Annotated in this window: 11 protein-coding genes and 5 tRNA genes; 5 read left to right on the top strand and 11 right to left on the bottom strand. The window is 45.9% G+C overall.

The window, feature by feature from the left end; all coding sequences use genetic code 11:
• The first annotated feature begins 226 nt into the window (after window positions 1-226).
• Both MTR11_RS01040 and MTR11_RS01035 read left to right on the top strand, forming a co-directional pair.
• Complete coding sequence (locus MTR11_RS01040; RefSeq protein WP_243326893.1) at window positions 227-2548, top strand: acid phosphatase; 2322 nt, start codon at window positions 227-229, stop codon at window positions 2546-2548.
• Window positions 2538-2681 carry a hypothetical protein gene (locus MTR11_RS01035; protein ID WP_012841245.1) on the top strand — a complete coding sequence of 48 codons (144 nt, stop codon included), beginning with the start codon at window positions 2538-2540 and terminating at the stop codon, window positions 2679-2681. The genes MTR11_RS01040 and MTR11_RS01035 overlap by 11 nt, the downstream gene beginning before the upstream one ends.
• Before the next feature lie 75 nt (window positions 2682-2756).
• On the opposite strand, the gene MTR11_RS01030 is transcribed toward MTR11_RS01035, so the two are convergent.
• From MTR11_RS01030 to MTR11_RS01010, 5 genes are all read right to left on the bottom strand, one after another.
• Window positions 2757-3770 carry an SPOR domain-containing protein gene (locus MTR11_RS01030; RefSeq protein ID WP_243326892.1) on the bottom strand — a complete coding sequence of 338 codons (1014 nt, stop codon included), beginning with the start codon at window positions 3768-3770 and terminating at the stop codon, window positions 2757-2759.
• 157 nt (window positions 3771-3927) lie between these two features.
• Window positions 3928-4884 carry an ABC transporter permease gene (locus tag MTR11_RS01025; RefSeq protein ID WP_005394358.1) on the bottom strand — a complete coding sequence of 319 codons (957 nt, stop codon included), beginning with the start codon at window positions 4882-4884 and terminating at the stop codon, window positions 3928-3930.
• Window positions 4885-4886: 2 nt separating this feature from the next.
• Complete coding sequence (locus tag MTR11_RS01020; RefSeq protein ID WP_031780394.1) at window positions 4887-5864, bottom strand: ABC transporter permease; 978 nt, start codon at window positions 5862-5864, stop codon at window positions 4887-4889.
• A gap of 145 nt (window positions 5865-6009) precedes the next feature.
• Complete coding sequence (locus MTR11_RS01015) at window positions 6010-7563, bottom strand: ABC transporter substrate-binding protein (protein WP_243326891.1); 1554 nt, start codon at window positions 7561-7563, stop codon at window positions 6010-6012.
• A gap of 92 nt (window positions 7564-7655) precedes the next feature.
• On the bottom strand, window positions 7656-9371 hold the full coding sequence (locus MTR11_RS01010) for a dipeptide ABC transporter ATP-binding protein (protein WP_005379108.1): 1716 nt from the start codon (window positions 9369-9371) through the stop codon (window positions 7656-7658).
• Between the two features lie 662 nt (window positions 9372-10033).
• On the opposite strand from MTR11_RS01010, the gene MTR11_RS01005 reads away from it, so the two are divergent.
• Window positions 10034-10759, top strand: a complete 726-nt coding sequence (locus tag MTR11_RS01005) for an HAD family hydrolase (RefSeq protein WP_109168650.1) — start codon at window positions 10034-10036, stop codon at window positions 10757-10759.
• 338 nt (window positions 10760-11097) lie between these two features.
• On the opposite strand, the gene MTR11_RS01000 is transcribed toward MTR11_RS01005, so the two are convergent.
• The 5 genes from MTR11_RS01000 to MTR11_RS00980 all read right to left on the bottom strand — a co-directional run bounded on the left by MTR11_RS01000 (window position 11098) and on the right by MTR11_RS00980 (window position 11652).
• Window positions 11098-11174: transfer RNA gene (locus MTR11_RS01000), tRNA-Pro, on the bottom strand.
• A 24-nt stretch (window positions 11175-11198) separates the two neighbouring features.
• A tRNA-His gene (locus tag MTR11_RS00995) sits at window positions 11199-11274 on the bottom strand.
• Window positions 11275-11320: 46 nt separating this feature from the next.
• Window positions 11321-11397 (bottom strand) — tRNA-Pro (locus MTR11_RS00990).
• A gap of 69 nt (window positions 11398-11466) precedes the next feature.
• Window positions 11467-11542: transfer RNA gene (locus tag MTR11_RS00985), tRNA-His, on the bottom strand.
• A gap of 33 nt (window positions 11543-11575) precedes the next feature.
• Window positions 11576-11652: transfer RNA gene (locus MTR11_RS00980), tRNA-Arg, on the bottom strand.
• 335 nt (window positions 11653-11987) lie between these two features.
• Between MTR11_RS00980 and MTR11_RS00975 the strand changes: the two genes are divergently transcribed.
• On the top strand, window positions 11988-12401 hold the full coding sequence (locus MTR11_RS00975; RefSeq protein ID WP_012841248.1) for a c-type cytochrome: 414 nt from the start codon (window positions 11988-11990) through the stop codon (window positions 12399-12401).
• Window positions 12402-12474: 73 nt separating this feature from the next.
• Here MTR11_RS00975 and rep read toward each other — a convergent pair whose 3' ends face one another.
• Complete coding sequence (gene rep / locus MTR11_RS00970) at window positions 12475-14490, bottom strand: DNA helicase Rep (protein ID WP_005398170.1); 2016 nt, start codon at window positions 14488-14490, stop codon at window positions 12475-12477.
• A 168-nt stretch (window positions 14491-14658) separates the two neighbouring features.
• Here rep and MTR11_RS00965 point away from each other — a divergent pair, with 168 nt between their 5' ends.
• Complete coding sequence (locus MTR11_RS00965; RefSeq protein ID WP_005398171.1) at window positions 14659-15240, top strand: TetR/AcrR family transcriptional regulator; 582 nt, start codon at window positions 14659-14661, stop codon at window positions 15238-15240.
• Window positions 15241-15249 lie beyond the last annotated feature (9 nt).

Genomic DNA, 15249 nt, shown 5'->3' with positions numbered 1-15249 from the left:
CATCCCCAAAACAAAACTGGAACCGTGATCAAATTATCAATTTTCCATCATAGACAAAAAATAGAAATAAATTTTACGGGTTTTGTGCGGTTTTTCGTGTCTTGAACCTAGGCTCAATAGTCATTAAAAAGACACCACTCTCTTCAATCTCACTAGTGAGATTGAAAGATAAAAACAATAAAAAAGCGACTTTCTCATTCGGAAACGAAACAAGGACAAATGAATAATGAATAAGGTGAGTTTATTAGCAGCGTCAGTGGCTATCGCTCTTACTGGCTGTGGCGGTTCAGATGGTGGTTCAAGCAGTGCTAACAACGGTGTTGTGATCACAGGCTTTGACGGCTACTTCAAACATGCAGTTGTTTTTGAAGATACGAACAACAACGGCCAATGGGACACTCAAGAAACATTCCTTGGTCTGACCGATGAGAAAGGTCAGCTTAAATTGGATGCCAAACCAGAAAGCACTCTAGCGCTGCAGACCATTACACCAAACGGTGCAAAGCAGAAACAACTTATCGCTTTAGATGCTAAAGAGTACGCTGGCAAATACACGGTTGATATGGATCATCCAGGCCAAGCCATGGCCCACGAAGTCGTGTTCCGTGCACCAACATCGTCAAACGTGATTTCACCTATCACAGACCTTGTTGCGATTGAAATGGCAAAAGATCCATCCATTAGTGAAGAAGACGCAAAAGCCAAGGTAAACCAAGCGCTAGGAGGCTCAGAAGAAGCACCAATTGATCTGTACAGTGATTTTGTTGAAGGTGCGACAAAAAACGCCGAACTACATAAAACCGCTCAGATTCTGACCGACTCAAAAGCGCAAAACCCAGCTAACTACGAGAAAAAGGCCACTGAATTTGCTCAAGCGGCAAACCAAGAAGTCGATCGTCTTATCGCATCCGGCGAAAACATCAATGATGCAAGCCTACGCCCAATCATCACTGACGCGACCCCAAATAGCGACAACTTAGCACCTGAAACGGCAATCAATAACAAGCTAACCGTAAACGAAACCGTCGAAGAGGCTGCTAAAGATAAGCTTGGCAAATTACCAAAAATCGTACAAGGCGCAGGCTTTGATGGCGTTGAACTAAACATCGAAGGTCTTTTCACAGACAAAGACCAAAACCTTGTGACAACCAAACTGACGCACAACTTAGCAGGCACAGGCATTGAAGTTGCGCAAACTGGCAACCTGATTGTGCTATATCCGACTGCTATCGTAGAAAAAGCTGGAGATTTTGAGATCGTCCTAACGGCGCAAGACATTGATTCTTCAGGTAAGGTTTTGGGTACGGTCAGCACCGTATTTAAGTTCGAAATCGAATCGGCAAACTTACCACCAATGGTTGTAGAAACAGAACAAGCGCATCTACAGTCCATCGTTGATGGTTGGTACCTACAACAAGGTGAAGTATTTGAACAAACGCTCGATATTTCTAGCTTGTTCCAAGATAAAGACGGTCATATCACCGACTACTCAGCGGACTATGTGGACATTGAAGGTCTAACAGTATCTGAGGATGGTAATGCGATTGTCACCATTAAAGGCACACCGACAAAAGCGAGCGAAGCTGGTGCAGCACTTGCGATTAGCGCAACAGATGGCCATACCGCGGTACAGATTGCGCTTAGCATGCCAACGGTTATCGAAGGCGTAACGCCACCACCAGTAGTACCAACTTTGGGCTTCACTCACGAGCACTTCAACGGTCAAGAGTGGAAAATGGGTAGCTTTGCACAAAAAGACGGTGAAATTGGCTATGCCATGTTGATGCAAGACTCTGAAGGCCTACTATTCTGCTGGGGCTCAAACCATGATGAGATGAATCAAGAGTACAAAGCGAGCATCAGCGACTTCCTAGAAAACACATGGGAACACGATGCCTACGCTATTCTTGCCGATCTGGACCAACAAACTGGTTACGCGGAATACCACAGTAAAGACTGTGAAGACGTCGAGCTGAAAGACGGCAAGCTATACAACAGCTACGGCGAAGAGTATGAAATGCTGTACCAGCACACAACCGAGCATAACGGCACTCAGATGATCGTTAAAATCTCAGATGATGAGCTGTTCTGGATGGATTCAAGCAATACACCATTCGCAGAATCACTTTCGGTTGCAGAACACATCAAACACGGCACGGTAGAGCATGACTTGATGGTAGAAAGTAAAGGCTCGGGCGACGACAAAGTCCTGAAATACTCGTCAGGTACGTACGAGTACAACGCTGATACTTACAACTACACGTCGTTCATGCCAACAGGATTCCAAACTCCAGGTAATTGGGAAATCCAGAATGATGAAGGCCGTGAGCTGCTGATTCTAAAAGAAACAGGCTCAGAGTCAGATTACAAAACTCGTCATCGTTACATCAACCGTGATTTTGGTGACTTCTACATCGGTATTCGTTGGAGTAAAGAGCAAAACGGTCATGAATCCGCGCCGGAATATGGTCTGTACTCTCACAACAAAGAAGCCATGACAAGCATCGCGAGTTCACTCCCGATTTTGGAGCCTGGCGATGATGACTAAAGCAACCATCGTTAACCCTTGCTGTGATAGCGTGCATTTGCGTAGAAGACGCAGAACGCTTTGGGAACGCTTGGTCGGCATCAAAGAAGTGTATATCTGCTCCAACTGTCACAAAGAAACGCCACTCAAATAGCGATAATATTTGAGACCGCAAAAAAGCCCCGAACTCGGGGCTTTCTTCTATCTTTTGACCGCAATATTTGAGTCGTTATTTCACGCACACTACGTTCAATAATGAGGTTCCGGTGAGCTGGTTTGGCTCACGATCTGCGAACAAACCTTTCTTATCTTTGCCCCAATACGGCAGTTGCAGTGGCCATTGATTTTTTTCCATCACACCAGACGCCCTCAACACTTTGAATTCTGCAGGGCTGGCTAAGCTCATACCCAGTTGCTGACATACTTTTTGCGAGTTTTCGTAGTTGAGACGATTCCACGGCTTGCCGTATTCCATGTAAAACTGATTGTGGTGATCGAGTAAATATGGCACCACGTACGTTTTGCCTTGTAAGGAGGTTCTCAACCGAACTTCAATGTCATCATTCCCGCTCCCAACTGGCTTCGCTTTGGTCTTAGCAACAGGCTTGGGCGAAGAATTATCACGTGTATTTTTTGCCTTGGTCTTTGACTTCTCTGCCGGCGCTGTAAAGGCGTCGGTATCAGCTCGCACGGCAGGAACTGGCGCGGATTTCGGGGTCACCGTCGGTGTTGGCTTAACCGAAGATGCGGCTGATTTCGACGGCACAGCGGGTTTAGATGGTGTCGTAGACTGTTTATTCTCTTTTCCAACCACGCGGATGAAAGCCTCTTTGTAATTCGACAAGGTTTTGACTCCCCGCAAATCTCCCCTCGCATCAGACAGATCTTTGTAAGGCCCAATCAAACAGCGATAACCTTTGGACTCCGGCTTCATCCACACGTCAGTCGTAATCTTGCTGTAAAGCGGCTTTGCTTTCGCGAGTGACATTGGCTTTGGTAGTAATCCGCATTGAATCCAGTAGAGGTAGTTGCCTCCTTGCGGCACTTTCTTTCCCCATACTCCGTTACCAATTGGGCACGTTTTCTCAAGCATCGGCAGTTCTTTCTCGCTGGCTTGAGTAGCTTGACAAAGGAACTCCTCCGCCGATACTGGGCTAGAAAACTGGGCGCATACCAGCAACAAGCCGAAAGCTAGGCTTACTTGGAAGATACGAGATGGGTGTTGTGCCTTCTTCATTTCCATACACTTCACTCTAAATTAGTGGGTAAGGTCATTATGGCGGCAAAGCGCCAAAAAAATGTGAACAAAGAATAACTAGCAAAAAAAGAGCCGGAATTTGCATCCGGCTCTCAGTTTAGGAAGGAATTAAGCGAATTTACAACGCTTGGCGGGAAAATTCTTAACCTTTGTACAGTTTCGGGTTGAATACATCTCGTAACCAGTCACCCAATAAGTTGATAACCAGAACCAGTGTAACCAACACGATGCCTGGGAAGGCAGTAATCCACCACGCACCTGAGAAGATGTAGTTAAAGCCGATGCTGATCAGCGCACCTAGTGACGGCTGATCAACAGGAAGACCCAAACCTAGGAATGACAGTGCCGCTTCCGACATGATCGCATTCGCTACCTGTACCGTCGAGATAACCAAGATTGGTGATAAACAGTTCGGCAGGATGTGACGGAACATGATGCGTGGCGCTTTAAAGCCCATCACGCGTGCCGCTTCTACGTATTCTTTCTTCTTCTCAGCCAGTACTGAAGCACGAATGGTACGTGCGTATTGCGGCCATTCAGCCACACCGATGATCACCACCAGCATCACCACCGCATATTGGCTGTAAAAATCGCTGCCAAAGCTGGCTTTGAAAATGGCCGATACGATGATCGCCACCATCATGGTTGAGAACGATAGTTGAACATCCGCAAAGCGCATCAAGAAGCTATCGATACGACCACCGAAGTAACCCGCCGACAAACCGATGATGATACCCAAAATCAACTGAAGACCGACGGCTAAAAAGCCGATCGTCAAAGACAGACGAGAACCGTAAAGAATGGTCGATAAAATATCACGGCCTTGCTCATCAGTACCAAGAACAAAACGCTCATCGCCCTCTTCCATCCAAGACGGGGGTAGCTCTGAATCCATGATATCAATAGACGTCAGATCATACGGGTCAGTCGGAGCTAGAATTGGCGCAGCTAATGCCAACACTAAGAACATCATAAAGACCGTAAAACTTGCCATCGCCACTTTATCGCGCTTGAAGTAATACAAAAAGTCCGACTCTTTAAAACGCTGCCATGCAGATGGAGCGGCTTCAGGAGCTGGTGTTACATTTGATTGGCTCATGATTAAGCTCCTTTTCCAGTTAAGTTCACAGTTGGGTTGATAATTCCGTACAGCAAATCAACGATGGTATTGGTTACCACGAAAATCAGACCAACAAAGATAACGTAAGCTGTGATCAACGGTGTATCTACACGGTTGATTGCCTCTAGGAAAAGAAAGCCTGTACCCGGCCACTGGAATACGGTTTCGGTTAGGATGGTGTAAGCCACCATGGTACCAATCTGTACGCCACCTACCGTCAGTACTGGCAGCATGGTGTTCTTAAGTGCATGTTGGTAATAAATCTTTTGTAAGTTCAAACCTTTTGCTTTGGCGAACTTAATGTATTCCGAGCTCAGTACTTCCAGCATTTCTGAACGTACCAGACGGATGAACAACGGCAGCATGATAGACGCTAGCGCAATACACGGCAGGATAAGGTGCTTAATACCATCGATGGTAAAGAAACCAGATTCCCAACCGAGCACGTTAGCGGTTTCACCTCGCCCGTAGGAAGGCAGCCAGCCGAGTTCGATGGAGAAGACGTACATCAGCATGATTGCGGTTAGGAACACCGGAATCGAGATGCCGACACTACTCATCGCCATAACAAATTTGGTAAAGACACTCTTCGGGTGAATCGCGGAATACACCCCGAGTGGTATAGAGAAAACGATAATGATGAGCGTCGCGCCAAACACGAGCTCTAATGTTGCCACCAGCTTATCGAGGATCACCTCAACCGCAGGTCGCTTGAAAAAGTATGATGTACCCAAATCACCTTGCAGTGCATTACCCACAAAGCGCGTGTACTTTGTGATAAAGGGATCGTTCAGGCCCAATTCGTCGCGTAGCGCTTGGCGCTCCGATTCCGAAACCGACTGACCTACAAGCTCACGCAGCGGATCACCCAGGTTGTCCTGAATGGCAAACGCCACCAAACTGATCACAAACATCACTATCAGTGCCTGAAACAGGCGCTTGACCAGAAACGAAAACATTCCTTGCCCCTTAACTATCCATAGATCTCTAAACTTAGAGAGAAAATTCAGTCTGTAAAACTGGCTCAATCCGACTGAAATAAACCGAGCCAAGTGTCGAAAACAGAGAAGGACTGGCGCCCCTCTCTGTCATGACTAAGTATGATTACTCGACAACTAGGTCGCCAAAGTAAGGCATTACCATTGGGTTCACGATGTCTGCGGCTTTCACGTTAGACTTCGCACCCCACGCTTCACTTTGCCAGTGTAGCGGTACGAAGGCAGCATCGTTGTATAGCGTCGCTTCAACGCCTTTCAGCATTGCTGCACGTTTCGCAGGGTCCGTCTCTACGTTTGCAGCTTCAACCACTTTGTCCATTTCTGGGTTTGAGTAGTGACCACAGTTGTACTGACCACGACCGGTTTCTTCGTTACGAGTCATGGTTAGGAACTCGTTGAAGTTTGCCGAGTCCTCTGTATCCGAGTGCCAACCAATCATCAGCATGTCTGCCGCACACTTATCAAACTCAGGCCAGTATTGCGCTTTTGGCATAGTTTTCAGATCAACCTTGATGCCAATCTTAGACAACATTGCCGCCGCCGCTTGCGCTACTTTCGCATCGTTTACGTAGCGGTTGTTTGGCGCAATCATAGTTAGCGTCAGGCCGTTCTCGTAACCCGCTTCTTTCATCAGTTGTTTTGCTTTCTTCAGATCGTAGCGAGGTACTAGCTTGTCATCGTGACCAACGTAACCAGTTGGACTCTGCTGACCAGCTGCAGTAGCGAAGCCTTTCATGATTTTCTTCACGATACCTTCGTTGTTGATTGCGTGAACAATCGCTTGGCGAACGCGAACGTCTTTCAGTGCTTCGTTGCTGTTTTGGTTTAGTTGGAACGTGATGATACGAGTACCTGGTAGCGTTACTAGATCGATGCCGTCTGCGTCTTTCACACGTTTGTGATCGTTTGGTGCTACCGGGTGAATCATGTCAACGCCGCCAGAAAGTAGCGCAGCTACACGAGTCGCGTCTTCTTTGATTGGTACAAGCGTTAGCTTATCAACGTTACCTTTCGACTCTTTGTCCCAGTAATCTTTAAAGCGTTCAAATTCCACTTTTACGCCCTGTTCACGTGAAGTCACAATGAATGGACCCGTGCCAGATACGTTAGTCGATGCAAATGAGTTACCGTGCTTCACTAGCTCAGACTTGTCTTTGCCGTCTGCGGTTTTACCCGTGTAGAACTTGCTGTCCATAGGGAAAATGTACGTTGCAGTTTGCAGCACAAGTGGGTAAGGACCTTTGGTTACAAGATCGAACGTGTTGTCGTCCACTTTGACGATTTTCTCGTACGGGTCGAAAATGTTTTTAAAATCAGGAGAACTTTGTAGACGCTCAAACGTCCATACAACGTCGTCAGCCGTTAGGATATTACCAGAGTGAAATTTCACACCTTCACTCAATTTAAAACGAACGGTAGTGTCGTTAATGCGCTCCCAGCTCTCTGCTAGACGAGGTTCGAAATCCATTTTTTGAGTAAAGCGAACCAACGGATCAAATACCATGTGTGACATTTGCAGTGTGCCACCTGATAGCTGCTCATGTGGGTCAAGCGATACTGGGTCAGCTGCGTAGCCAACTTTGATATCTGCTGCCAGTGCATTAAAGCTTAGGCCCGCCGCCATTAGCGCCACTGCTAATTTGCTTTTCATGGTTTTCATTTGCATAACTCCTTCATGCGGGGATACGGATCCCTTGTTGTTGTGTTTGCGTCTTTGTTATGACTAAAGGTTAGCCAAGCGAGGTGCTTGGTTTATGCCGTTTCGATCTCTTCTCGCAAGCCTGTAAATTCAGGCATCAGAGAAATCAATTTTTTGCTGTATTCGTGTTGAGGTGCCGTGAATAACTGTTCTGTTGGTGCCACTTCTAACAGTGTACCCATTTGCATCACACCTACTCGGTCACACATCTGGCGAATAACAGGTAAATCGTGGCTGATAAACAACATAGTCAAGTTCAGCTCACTTTGCAGATCTTTCAGCAAGTTTAAAATTTGTGCCTGTACCGATACGTCCAGTGCCGATGTCGGTTCATCACAAATCAAAAGTCGAGGACGAGTCGCCAACGCACGCGCAATAGAAATACGCTGACGCTGACCACCGGAGAATTCATGAGGGTACTTAAGCCCAGCCATGCGACCCAAACCAACATGATCGAGAAGGTCATTCACGATTTGGCGAGTTTCCGACTCGTTTTTCGTCAGTTTATGAAAGCGGATTGGCTCAGCAATAATATCGAATACCTTCATACGAGGGTTCATTGAGGTATACGGGTTTTGGAACACCATCTGCATTTGACGACGCATTGGGCGGCGTTCTTTCTCAGAGGTTAAAGCTGTCAGGTCAATACCCTCAAACTTCACCTGACCAGAGTTAGGTTGGTATAAACCAGCAATAACTCGCGCAATGGTTGATTTACCAGAGCCAGACTCACCCACCAAACCAAAGGTTTCGCCTTCATGCACTTCAAAGCTCACATTATTGGATGCCTGCACGTATTCGCGACGGCTTTCAAATAAAGAGTCTTTGGTGACAAAGCGCAGATTAACGTTCTTCACGTCCAAAAGCGGGCCTGTGTACTCGCGCTCATCCTGGCTTTGTCCTAGCCAGTGATTCTTGATGTCGAGTGGCTCCATTTCTGCCGCTTCTTCGATGTAGCTGACCAAAGGGAAGCGATCGAGCTTCCTGTCTGAACGTGGAACGGCTGAAATTAGGCTGCGAGTATAGGAGTGATCAGGATCGCCCAACACTTTGGCTGTTGGTCCAAACTCCACCAAGTCACCACGATACATTACCGCGACGCGGTCAGTGACGTTGGAGACCACACCCATATCGTGAGTAACCAGCATACAGCCGACATTATTCTTGATACACAATTCTCGGATCAAGTTGAGGATTTGGTCTTGGATTGATACGTCCAGTGCCGTGGTTGGCTCATCGGCGATGATCAGATCTGGCTCACCAGCCAAAGCAATCGCAATGACGACACGCTGACGCATACCACCAGAGAATTGGTGTGGGTATTGTTTTAAGCGGTTTTCTGGCTGCGGGATGCCAACTTGCTGCATTAGAGAAAGCGCACGCTGATACGCCTCTTCATCAGAGACTTTCATGTTGGCGTGGATCGTCTCTTTCAGTTGCTGCTCAACCGTAAAAAGTGGGTTAAGTGAGGTCATTGGATCTTGGAAAATAAAACCAATCTTCGATCCGCGAACCTTACGCATCGCTTCTGGTGATAAACCAGAAATTTTTTCTCCATCCAAGAAAACATCGCCGCTAGCAACGCGACCTGGAGGGCTAAGCAAATCAATAACGGCGTTACCAACGGTGGATTTACCCGCACCTGATTCGCCAACAACACCCACGATTTCACCACGTTCAATATGAAAAGAAAGTGACTTCACGGCAGCGTGAACGCCGTGTCGGGATGGGTATTCAATACGAAGGTTTTTCACTTCTAATAGTGACATTTCAGACCTCTACTGCCTTGTCTGTGGTATCGAATCGCGCCAAAGGCACCATTCATCACCTGAATGAATCCGTTCAAATTCAGAATAATACTCTGAAATCTTAATGCGGAAACAATTTGGCAAAAATCACACAAAAAAGCAACAATTAAAGTATATTCCGCCGAGAAAACATTAAATAAACGCACAATGAGCGAATAAAAATGCATTAACAAGTATTTAACCATTTTCATATCACACTATTTTTGTGCGCCATGCACCAATAAAACTAGAAAAATGCTCTAAAAATAAGCACGAGCCAACCAGGACCATTAACCATACTATTCATGTGCAATTATTAACATTTAACAAACAATATCGTATGCGAAAAGCAATTTTTCAACATAAAAAACTATTAATAAAATAGTCGGCAAATATAAAAAGCCAAACTTAGAAAGAGAAAGGATAGGCTAAAACGTGAACACAACAGCAAAACCACACAAATCCTCTGTCGACGACGATTATGCGCCGCTTAAGCGGTTTGTTGACTAAACAAAAGAAAGTGCGGTTACCATCAATCTCCCATTGTAGGTGAAACACGTCGGTTTTAACCCTTTACGGAACAATTCAGAGTGGGATAATAGATAATCAATGTTAGAGCCAAGCTGTAAATGAAAGGAGCCCCTGTGCTTAAAGCGATTTTTTTTGATATGGACGAGACTTTATGTGCGACGTCACAAGCCGATAAAGTTGCAGGACAAAAGTTTACGACTTGGATTCATAAGACTTACCCGCAAGTTACCGAACCACAAGCTTTTTTACAGCGCTACTTACAGGGTGTGTACAAGAAGCTGAATGCGGAATTCCCTCACCTTGTGGCTCTGCTACCTGATGAAAACGCGTTCCGTTGTGGCCTGATCCAAAACATATTGGCGGAGCACGGAGTCAGCATTAATGCCGAAGAGGCTCAACAAGCTCAAGACTACTTTGACTCTGCACGTATGGGCGCGTTCACTTTCTTCCCTGGTGTAAAAGAAATGCTCAGCGACCTTCGTCAGCATTATAAACTCGTCGTGATCACTAACGGCCCGATTTTTTCTCAACACCCTAAACTCAGCGCGACACAGATGAGCGACTGGGTGGACCATATTATTGTGGGGGGAGAAGAGCCTGAAGAGAAGCCCGCTGCGAGCATTTTCCAAAAAGCGCTCGACTTGGTCGAAGTAAAACCAGAAGAAGCCCTACACATTGGCGACTCTTTACCAGCAGATATAGCAGGCGCTAACAATATGGGCATTTTGAGTGTGTGGGTAAATGCGACAGGCGCAAGTAACTCAACAAATATAACGCCAAATTTTGAAATCCAAGAAACGGTAGAGCTGAGAGAAATCCTTAAAACACTCGCCCAATAAAAGTAGTGGATTAGAAAAACACAAAACCCCAGACGTCGTTCTGGGGTTTATTTTGTCAGCTCGAAAAGCATTTGGATCATAGGTGGTCAAAAGCCCCTAGAGCTGTACACTTTTGGTGAAATTGAAATCGAATGCAGATTCTTTCTAAGAGGATAGATGCAAAAAAGCCCCAGTCTTTCGACTGGGGCTCTAAATAGCGGTCGGTGAAGAGCCGAATTCTAACTTCAGGCGAACCCCTTGGGTTCAAATCCATTGATACGTTGCCGACTAATACAGTCCAAGCGAGATCATAAACTCTAAAACGACGAAAGCCTGCTAAAAAGCAGGCTTTCTAATAGTGGTCGGTGAAGAGGGATTCGAACCCCCGACCCTCTGGTCCCAAACCAGATGCGCTACCAAACTGCGCTATTCACCGAGCATATATTCTTTAAATAAAGAATGGGGTGGCTAACGAGACTTGAACTCGCGACAACCGGAATCACAATCCGGGGCTCTACCAACTGAGCTATAGCCACCATCAAATTGTCATGTTTACCGCTATCTCAGCCATAAACTAAATAGTGGTCGGTGAAGAGGGATTCGAACCCCCGACCCTCTGGTCCCAAACCAGATGCGCTACCAAACTGCGCTATTCACCGACGATGTTTTATCTTGATTTAATCAAGATTGGGAACAATGCTACCGCATTCAATCTAAAAAAGAAAGAATGGGGTGGCTAACGAGACTTGAACTCGCGACAACCGGAATCACAATCCGGGGCTCTACCAACTGAGCTATAGCCACCACTGATTTTTACCGATGTATCCTCCGAGGCAATGGTACGCCCGAAAGGATTCGAACCTTCGACCTTTGGCTCCGGAGGCCAACGCTCTATCCAACTGAGCTACGGGCGCATGCCCTATCGGCGGAGTGGAATAATACGGATATCACACTATGCCGTCTAGTACTTTTTTTACTTTTTTTATCGTTTGGTCTCTTTTTCGACAGTTATCTTCCTTTAAACTGAATTTTTGATGTGATTCACGCCCTGTCATGGATAACTTGTTGTTTATTGCAACAAGTTATCGGGATATAATCACCCATTATTTACATTGATTTAACAGCTGCAACCAAGTTGTCTAATCATTCTATGCCATTCAGTGGAATTTAGTGATTTCTCTGCTCGGCATTAATACTCTAACTATATAAATAGGTAAGTCACTTACCTCGGGAATGTGAAGTGGGTTTAATGGATATGTCTCGACAAATGATTAGCGTTTTGTTCGCTGCCTTAACGTTTTCTACGGCAGCTTTAGCTTCTGACATCAGCCAAACTGAATACGATGCGATCGCAGAACGCATCCAACCTGTCGGTGATGTTTATCTAGCGGGTTCTGAGCCAGTGAAAGAAGAACCAACCGGTCCACGTGATGGCGCCACAGTTTATGGTACTTTTTGTATTGCTTGTCACGCATCTGGCGTAAACGGCGCACCTAAAACAGGTAATGCCGATGACTGGGCACCGCGTATTGCACAAGGCAAAGAGACGTTAGTGAAGCACGCGTTAGAAGGCTTCAATGCGATGCCTGCCAAAGGAACCTGTATGGACTGTTCTGACGATGAAATCATCGCAGCAATCGACCACATGATTGAAGGTCTATAAGTAAAGACATCAACGAAAAAGGCTTGCCAACTGGCAAGCCTTTTTGTTTTTAGTCAGTGAGAACAAGGTTACTCTACTTCTTAAACATTGCTCGAATATTGGCAATGTGTGCCTGACCTTTCGCCATACGCTCTTCTGCTGATACTGGCTTTTTGTTTACTTCCCATTCAACGTCATCAAATGGCAACTCATCCAAAAAGCGGCTTTGCGTCGGTTTGATCAACTCGCCGAACTGTCGACGCTCTTTGCACATAGTGAAAGTCAGTTCACGCTGCGCACGGGTAATGCCAACATACATCAGACGACGCTCTTCTTCGACGTTATCTTCATCAATACTGGTTTGGTGCGGTAAAATACCTTCTTCAGACCCAATTAAGTATACATATGGGAACTCAAGGCCTTTTGATGCATGCAGCGTCATCAGTTGTACTGCATCGCTGTCTTCATCTTCTTCGCCACGTTCCATCATGTCACGCAAGGTCAAACGCTGAACGACTTCTTTTAACGTTTTCTCTTCTTGATCGTAGTTGTCACCTTCTAGGTCCGCCACTATCCAGGAGTAAAGATCAGAAACGTTCTTCATTCGCATTTCAGCGGCTTTCGGGCTTGCTGAAGTTTCGTATAACCAATCTTCGTAATGGATATCGCGAACCAAGGAGCGAACCGCTTCGACGGTATCGCCACGCTCAGCTTGGTCAGCAATCGCCACTAACCATTGGGTGAAACGACGTAAGTTTTCCAGGCCGCGTCCCGTTAAGTGCTGTTCGAGCCCCATTTCAAAACTCGACTCAAACAGGCTCTTCCCACGCATATTGGCATAACTGCCTAGCTTTTCTAAAGTTACTGGGCCAATTTCACGTCGTGGTGTATTCACAATGCGTAAGAATGCATTGTCGTCATCTGGGTTAACCAAAACGCGCAAATACGCCATGATGTCTTTAATTTCTGCTCGTGCAAAAAACGAGGTGCCACCAGAAATTTTATACGGCACACGGTTTTGCATTAGAGACTTTTCAATTAAGCGTGATTGGTGGTTACCACGGTACAAAATTGCGTAATCACGATAGTCGGTTCGATTCAAGAATTTGTGTGCAATCAACTCCCCCGTGACACGCTCAGCCTCATGCTCTTCATTTTTAGCCAACAACACTTTGAGTTTTTCACCGTCAGGAATTTCTGAAAATAAGGACTTCTCATAGACGTGAGGGTTGTTGGCTATCAAAATGTTGGCCGCACGCAGGATTCGACTCGTAGAGCGGTAATTTTGCTCCAACTTAATCAATCGCAAATTCGGGTAATCTTCACCCAGCAAGACTAGGTTCTGAGGCTTCGCACCACGCCATGAATAAATGGACTGGTCATCATCTCCTACGACCGTCAATCGCCCACGTTCACCGACGATTAATTTCACCAACTCATATTGACTCGTGTTGGTATCTTGGTACTCATCGACCAGTAGATAACGGATGCGGTTCTGCCAACGTTGACGAACGTCTTCATGATTGCGCAAAAGTAAAACGGGCATCAAAATTAGGTCATCAAAATCGAGCGCGTTATAGGCTTTCATTTGCTTTTGGTACATATCAAAGCAGAACGCAAACAATTGTTGCTGCTCACCTTGCGCACGCGCTTTGGCTTGCTCTGGCGTCAACATGTCGTTTTTCCAATTGGAAATACAACTCAGAAGCTGACGTAGCAGATCTTTATCACCATCAAGCTGCTTTTCGGTAAGTTCCTTGAGTAGCGCCAGTTGGTCTTGGTCATCAAACAGTGAAAAGCCCGCTTTCAACCCTAAATGCTTGTATTCGCGTTTGATGATGTTTAATCCCAAGGTGTGGAACGTTGATACCATCAAACCTTTAGACTCGGCTTTCCCCAACGTTTGGCCGACACGTTCTTTCATTTCACGCGCCGCTTTGTTGGTAAACGTCACCGCTGCAATATTACGCGCTTTGTAGCCACATTGCTGAACCAGATAAGCGATTTTATTGGTAATAACACGAGTTTTGCCCGAGCCAGCACCAGCTAGCACTAGGCATGGACCAGACACGTATTTCACGGCTTCATCTTGACTAGGGTTCAGCTTCATAGAAATTCTCTGCGGGTGATAAATGTGGCGCCTATGATAAAGGGGTGGCCTCGTGAAAGCTACGCTGATTTCTTGTAATTTTCATACCAACAAGCGCAACATTCTGTTGCATAAAAGGCGGGTATTTGAGCTATAATGAATGAACGTTCATTCACTAGTGGTAGGATTATGAAGGATAACCCTGCTGTAGATAAGCGAGAACAAATCTTAGTCGCTGCAGAGCAACTCATTGCTGAATCGGGCTTTCAAGGGCTTTCCATGCAAAAGCTCGCCAATGAAGCAGGTGTCGCAGCAGGAACGATTTATCGTTATTTCTCAGATAAAGAACATCTTTTGGAGGAGTTACGCCTTAACGTTGCAAAGCGTGTCGCTACGGCTGTGCAACTGGGCGTGAGTGAAGAGATGCCTTTAAAACAGCGATATCGAACCATGTGGCTCAATATTTGGAATCTAGCGAGCTCGAATTTAAATGCGCTCAGCAATCGAGTTCAATATGAGTCTCTACCCTGTTCAAATAGTAGCAAAGCTCGGGAACTTGAAAGACAAATGTTTGCCCAAGTAGATCTTCTTTTTAATCAGGGGAAAGAAGAGGGCGTATTCAAGCCTCTCGATAACGAAGTGCTTTCTGGATTGAGTTTTGAGGCAAGTGTTGCACTTGCTAGGAAACACGCTTTGGGATTTTATCAGCTGGATAAGGCGGCATTAGAAGCTGCTATTGAAGCCAGTTGGGATGCAATTATTAAACACTAACTTGGAGTT

Source organism: Vibrio sp. CCB-PB317 (assembly GCF_022808245.1).
Lineage (GTDB): Bacteria > Pseudomonadota > Gammaproteobacteria > Enterobacterales > Vibrionaceae > Vibrio > Vibrio diabolicus.
The sequence above is the reverse complement of the archived record's forward strand: the minus strand, read 5'-3'. Positions and strand labels throughout refer to the sequence as shown.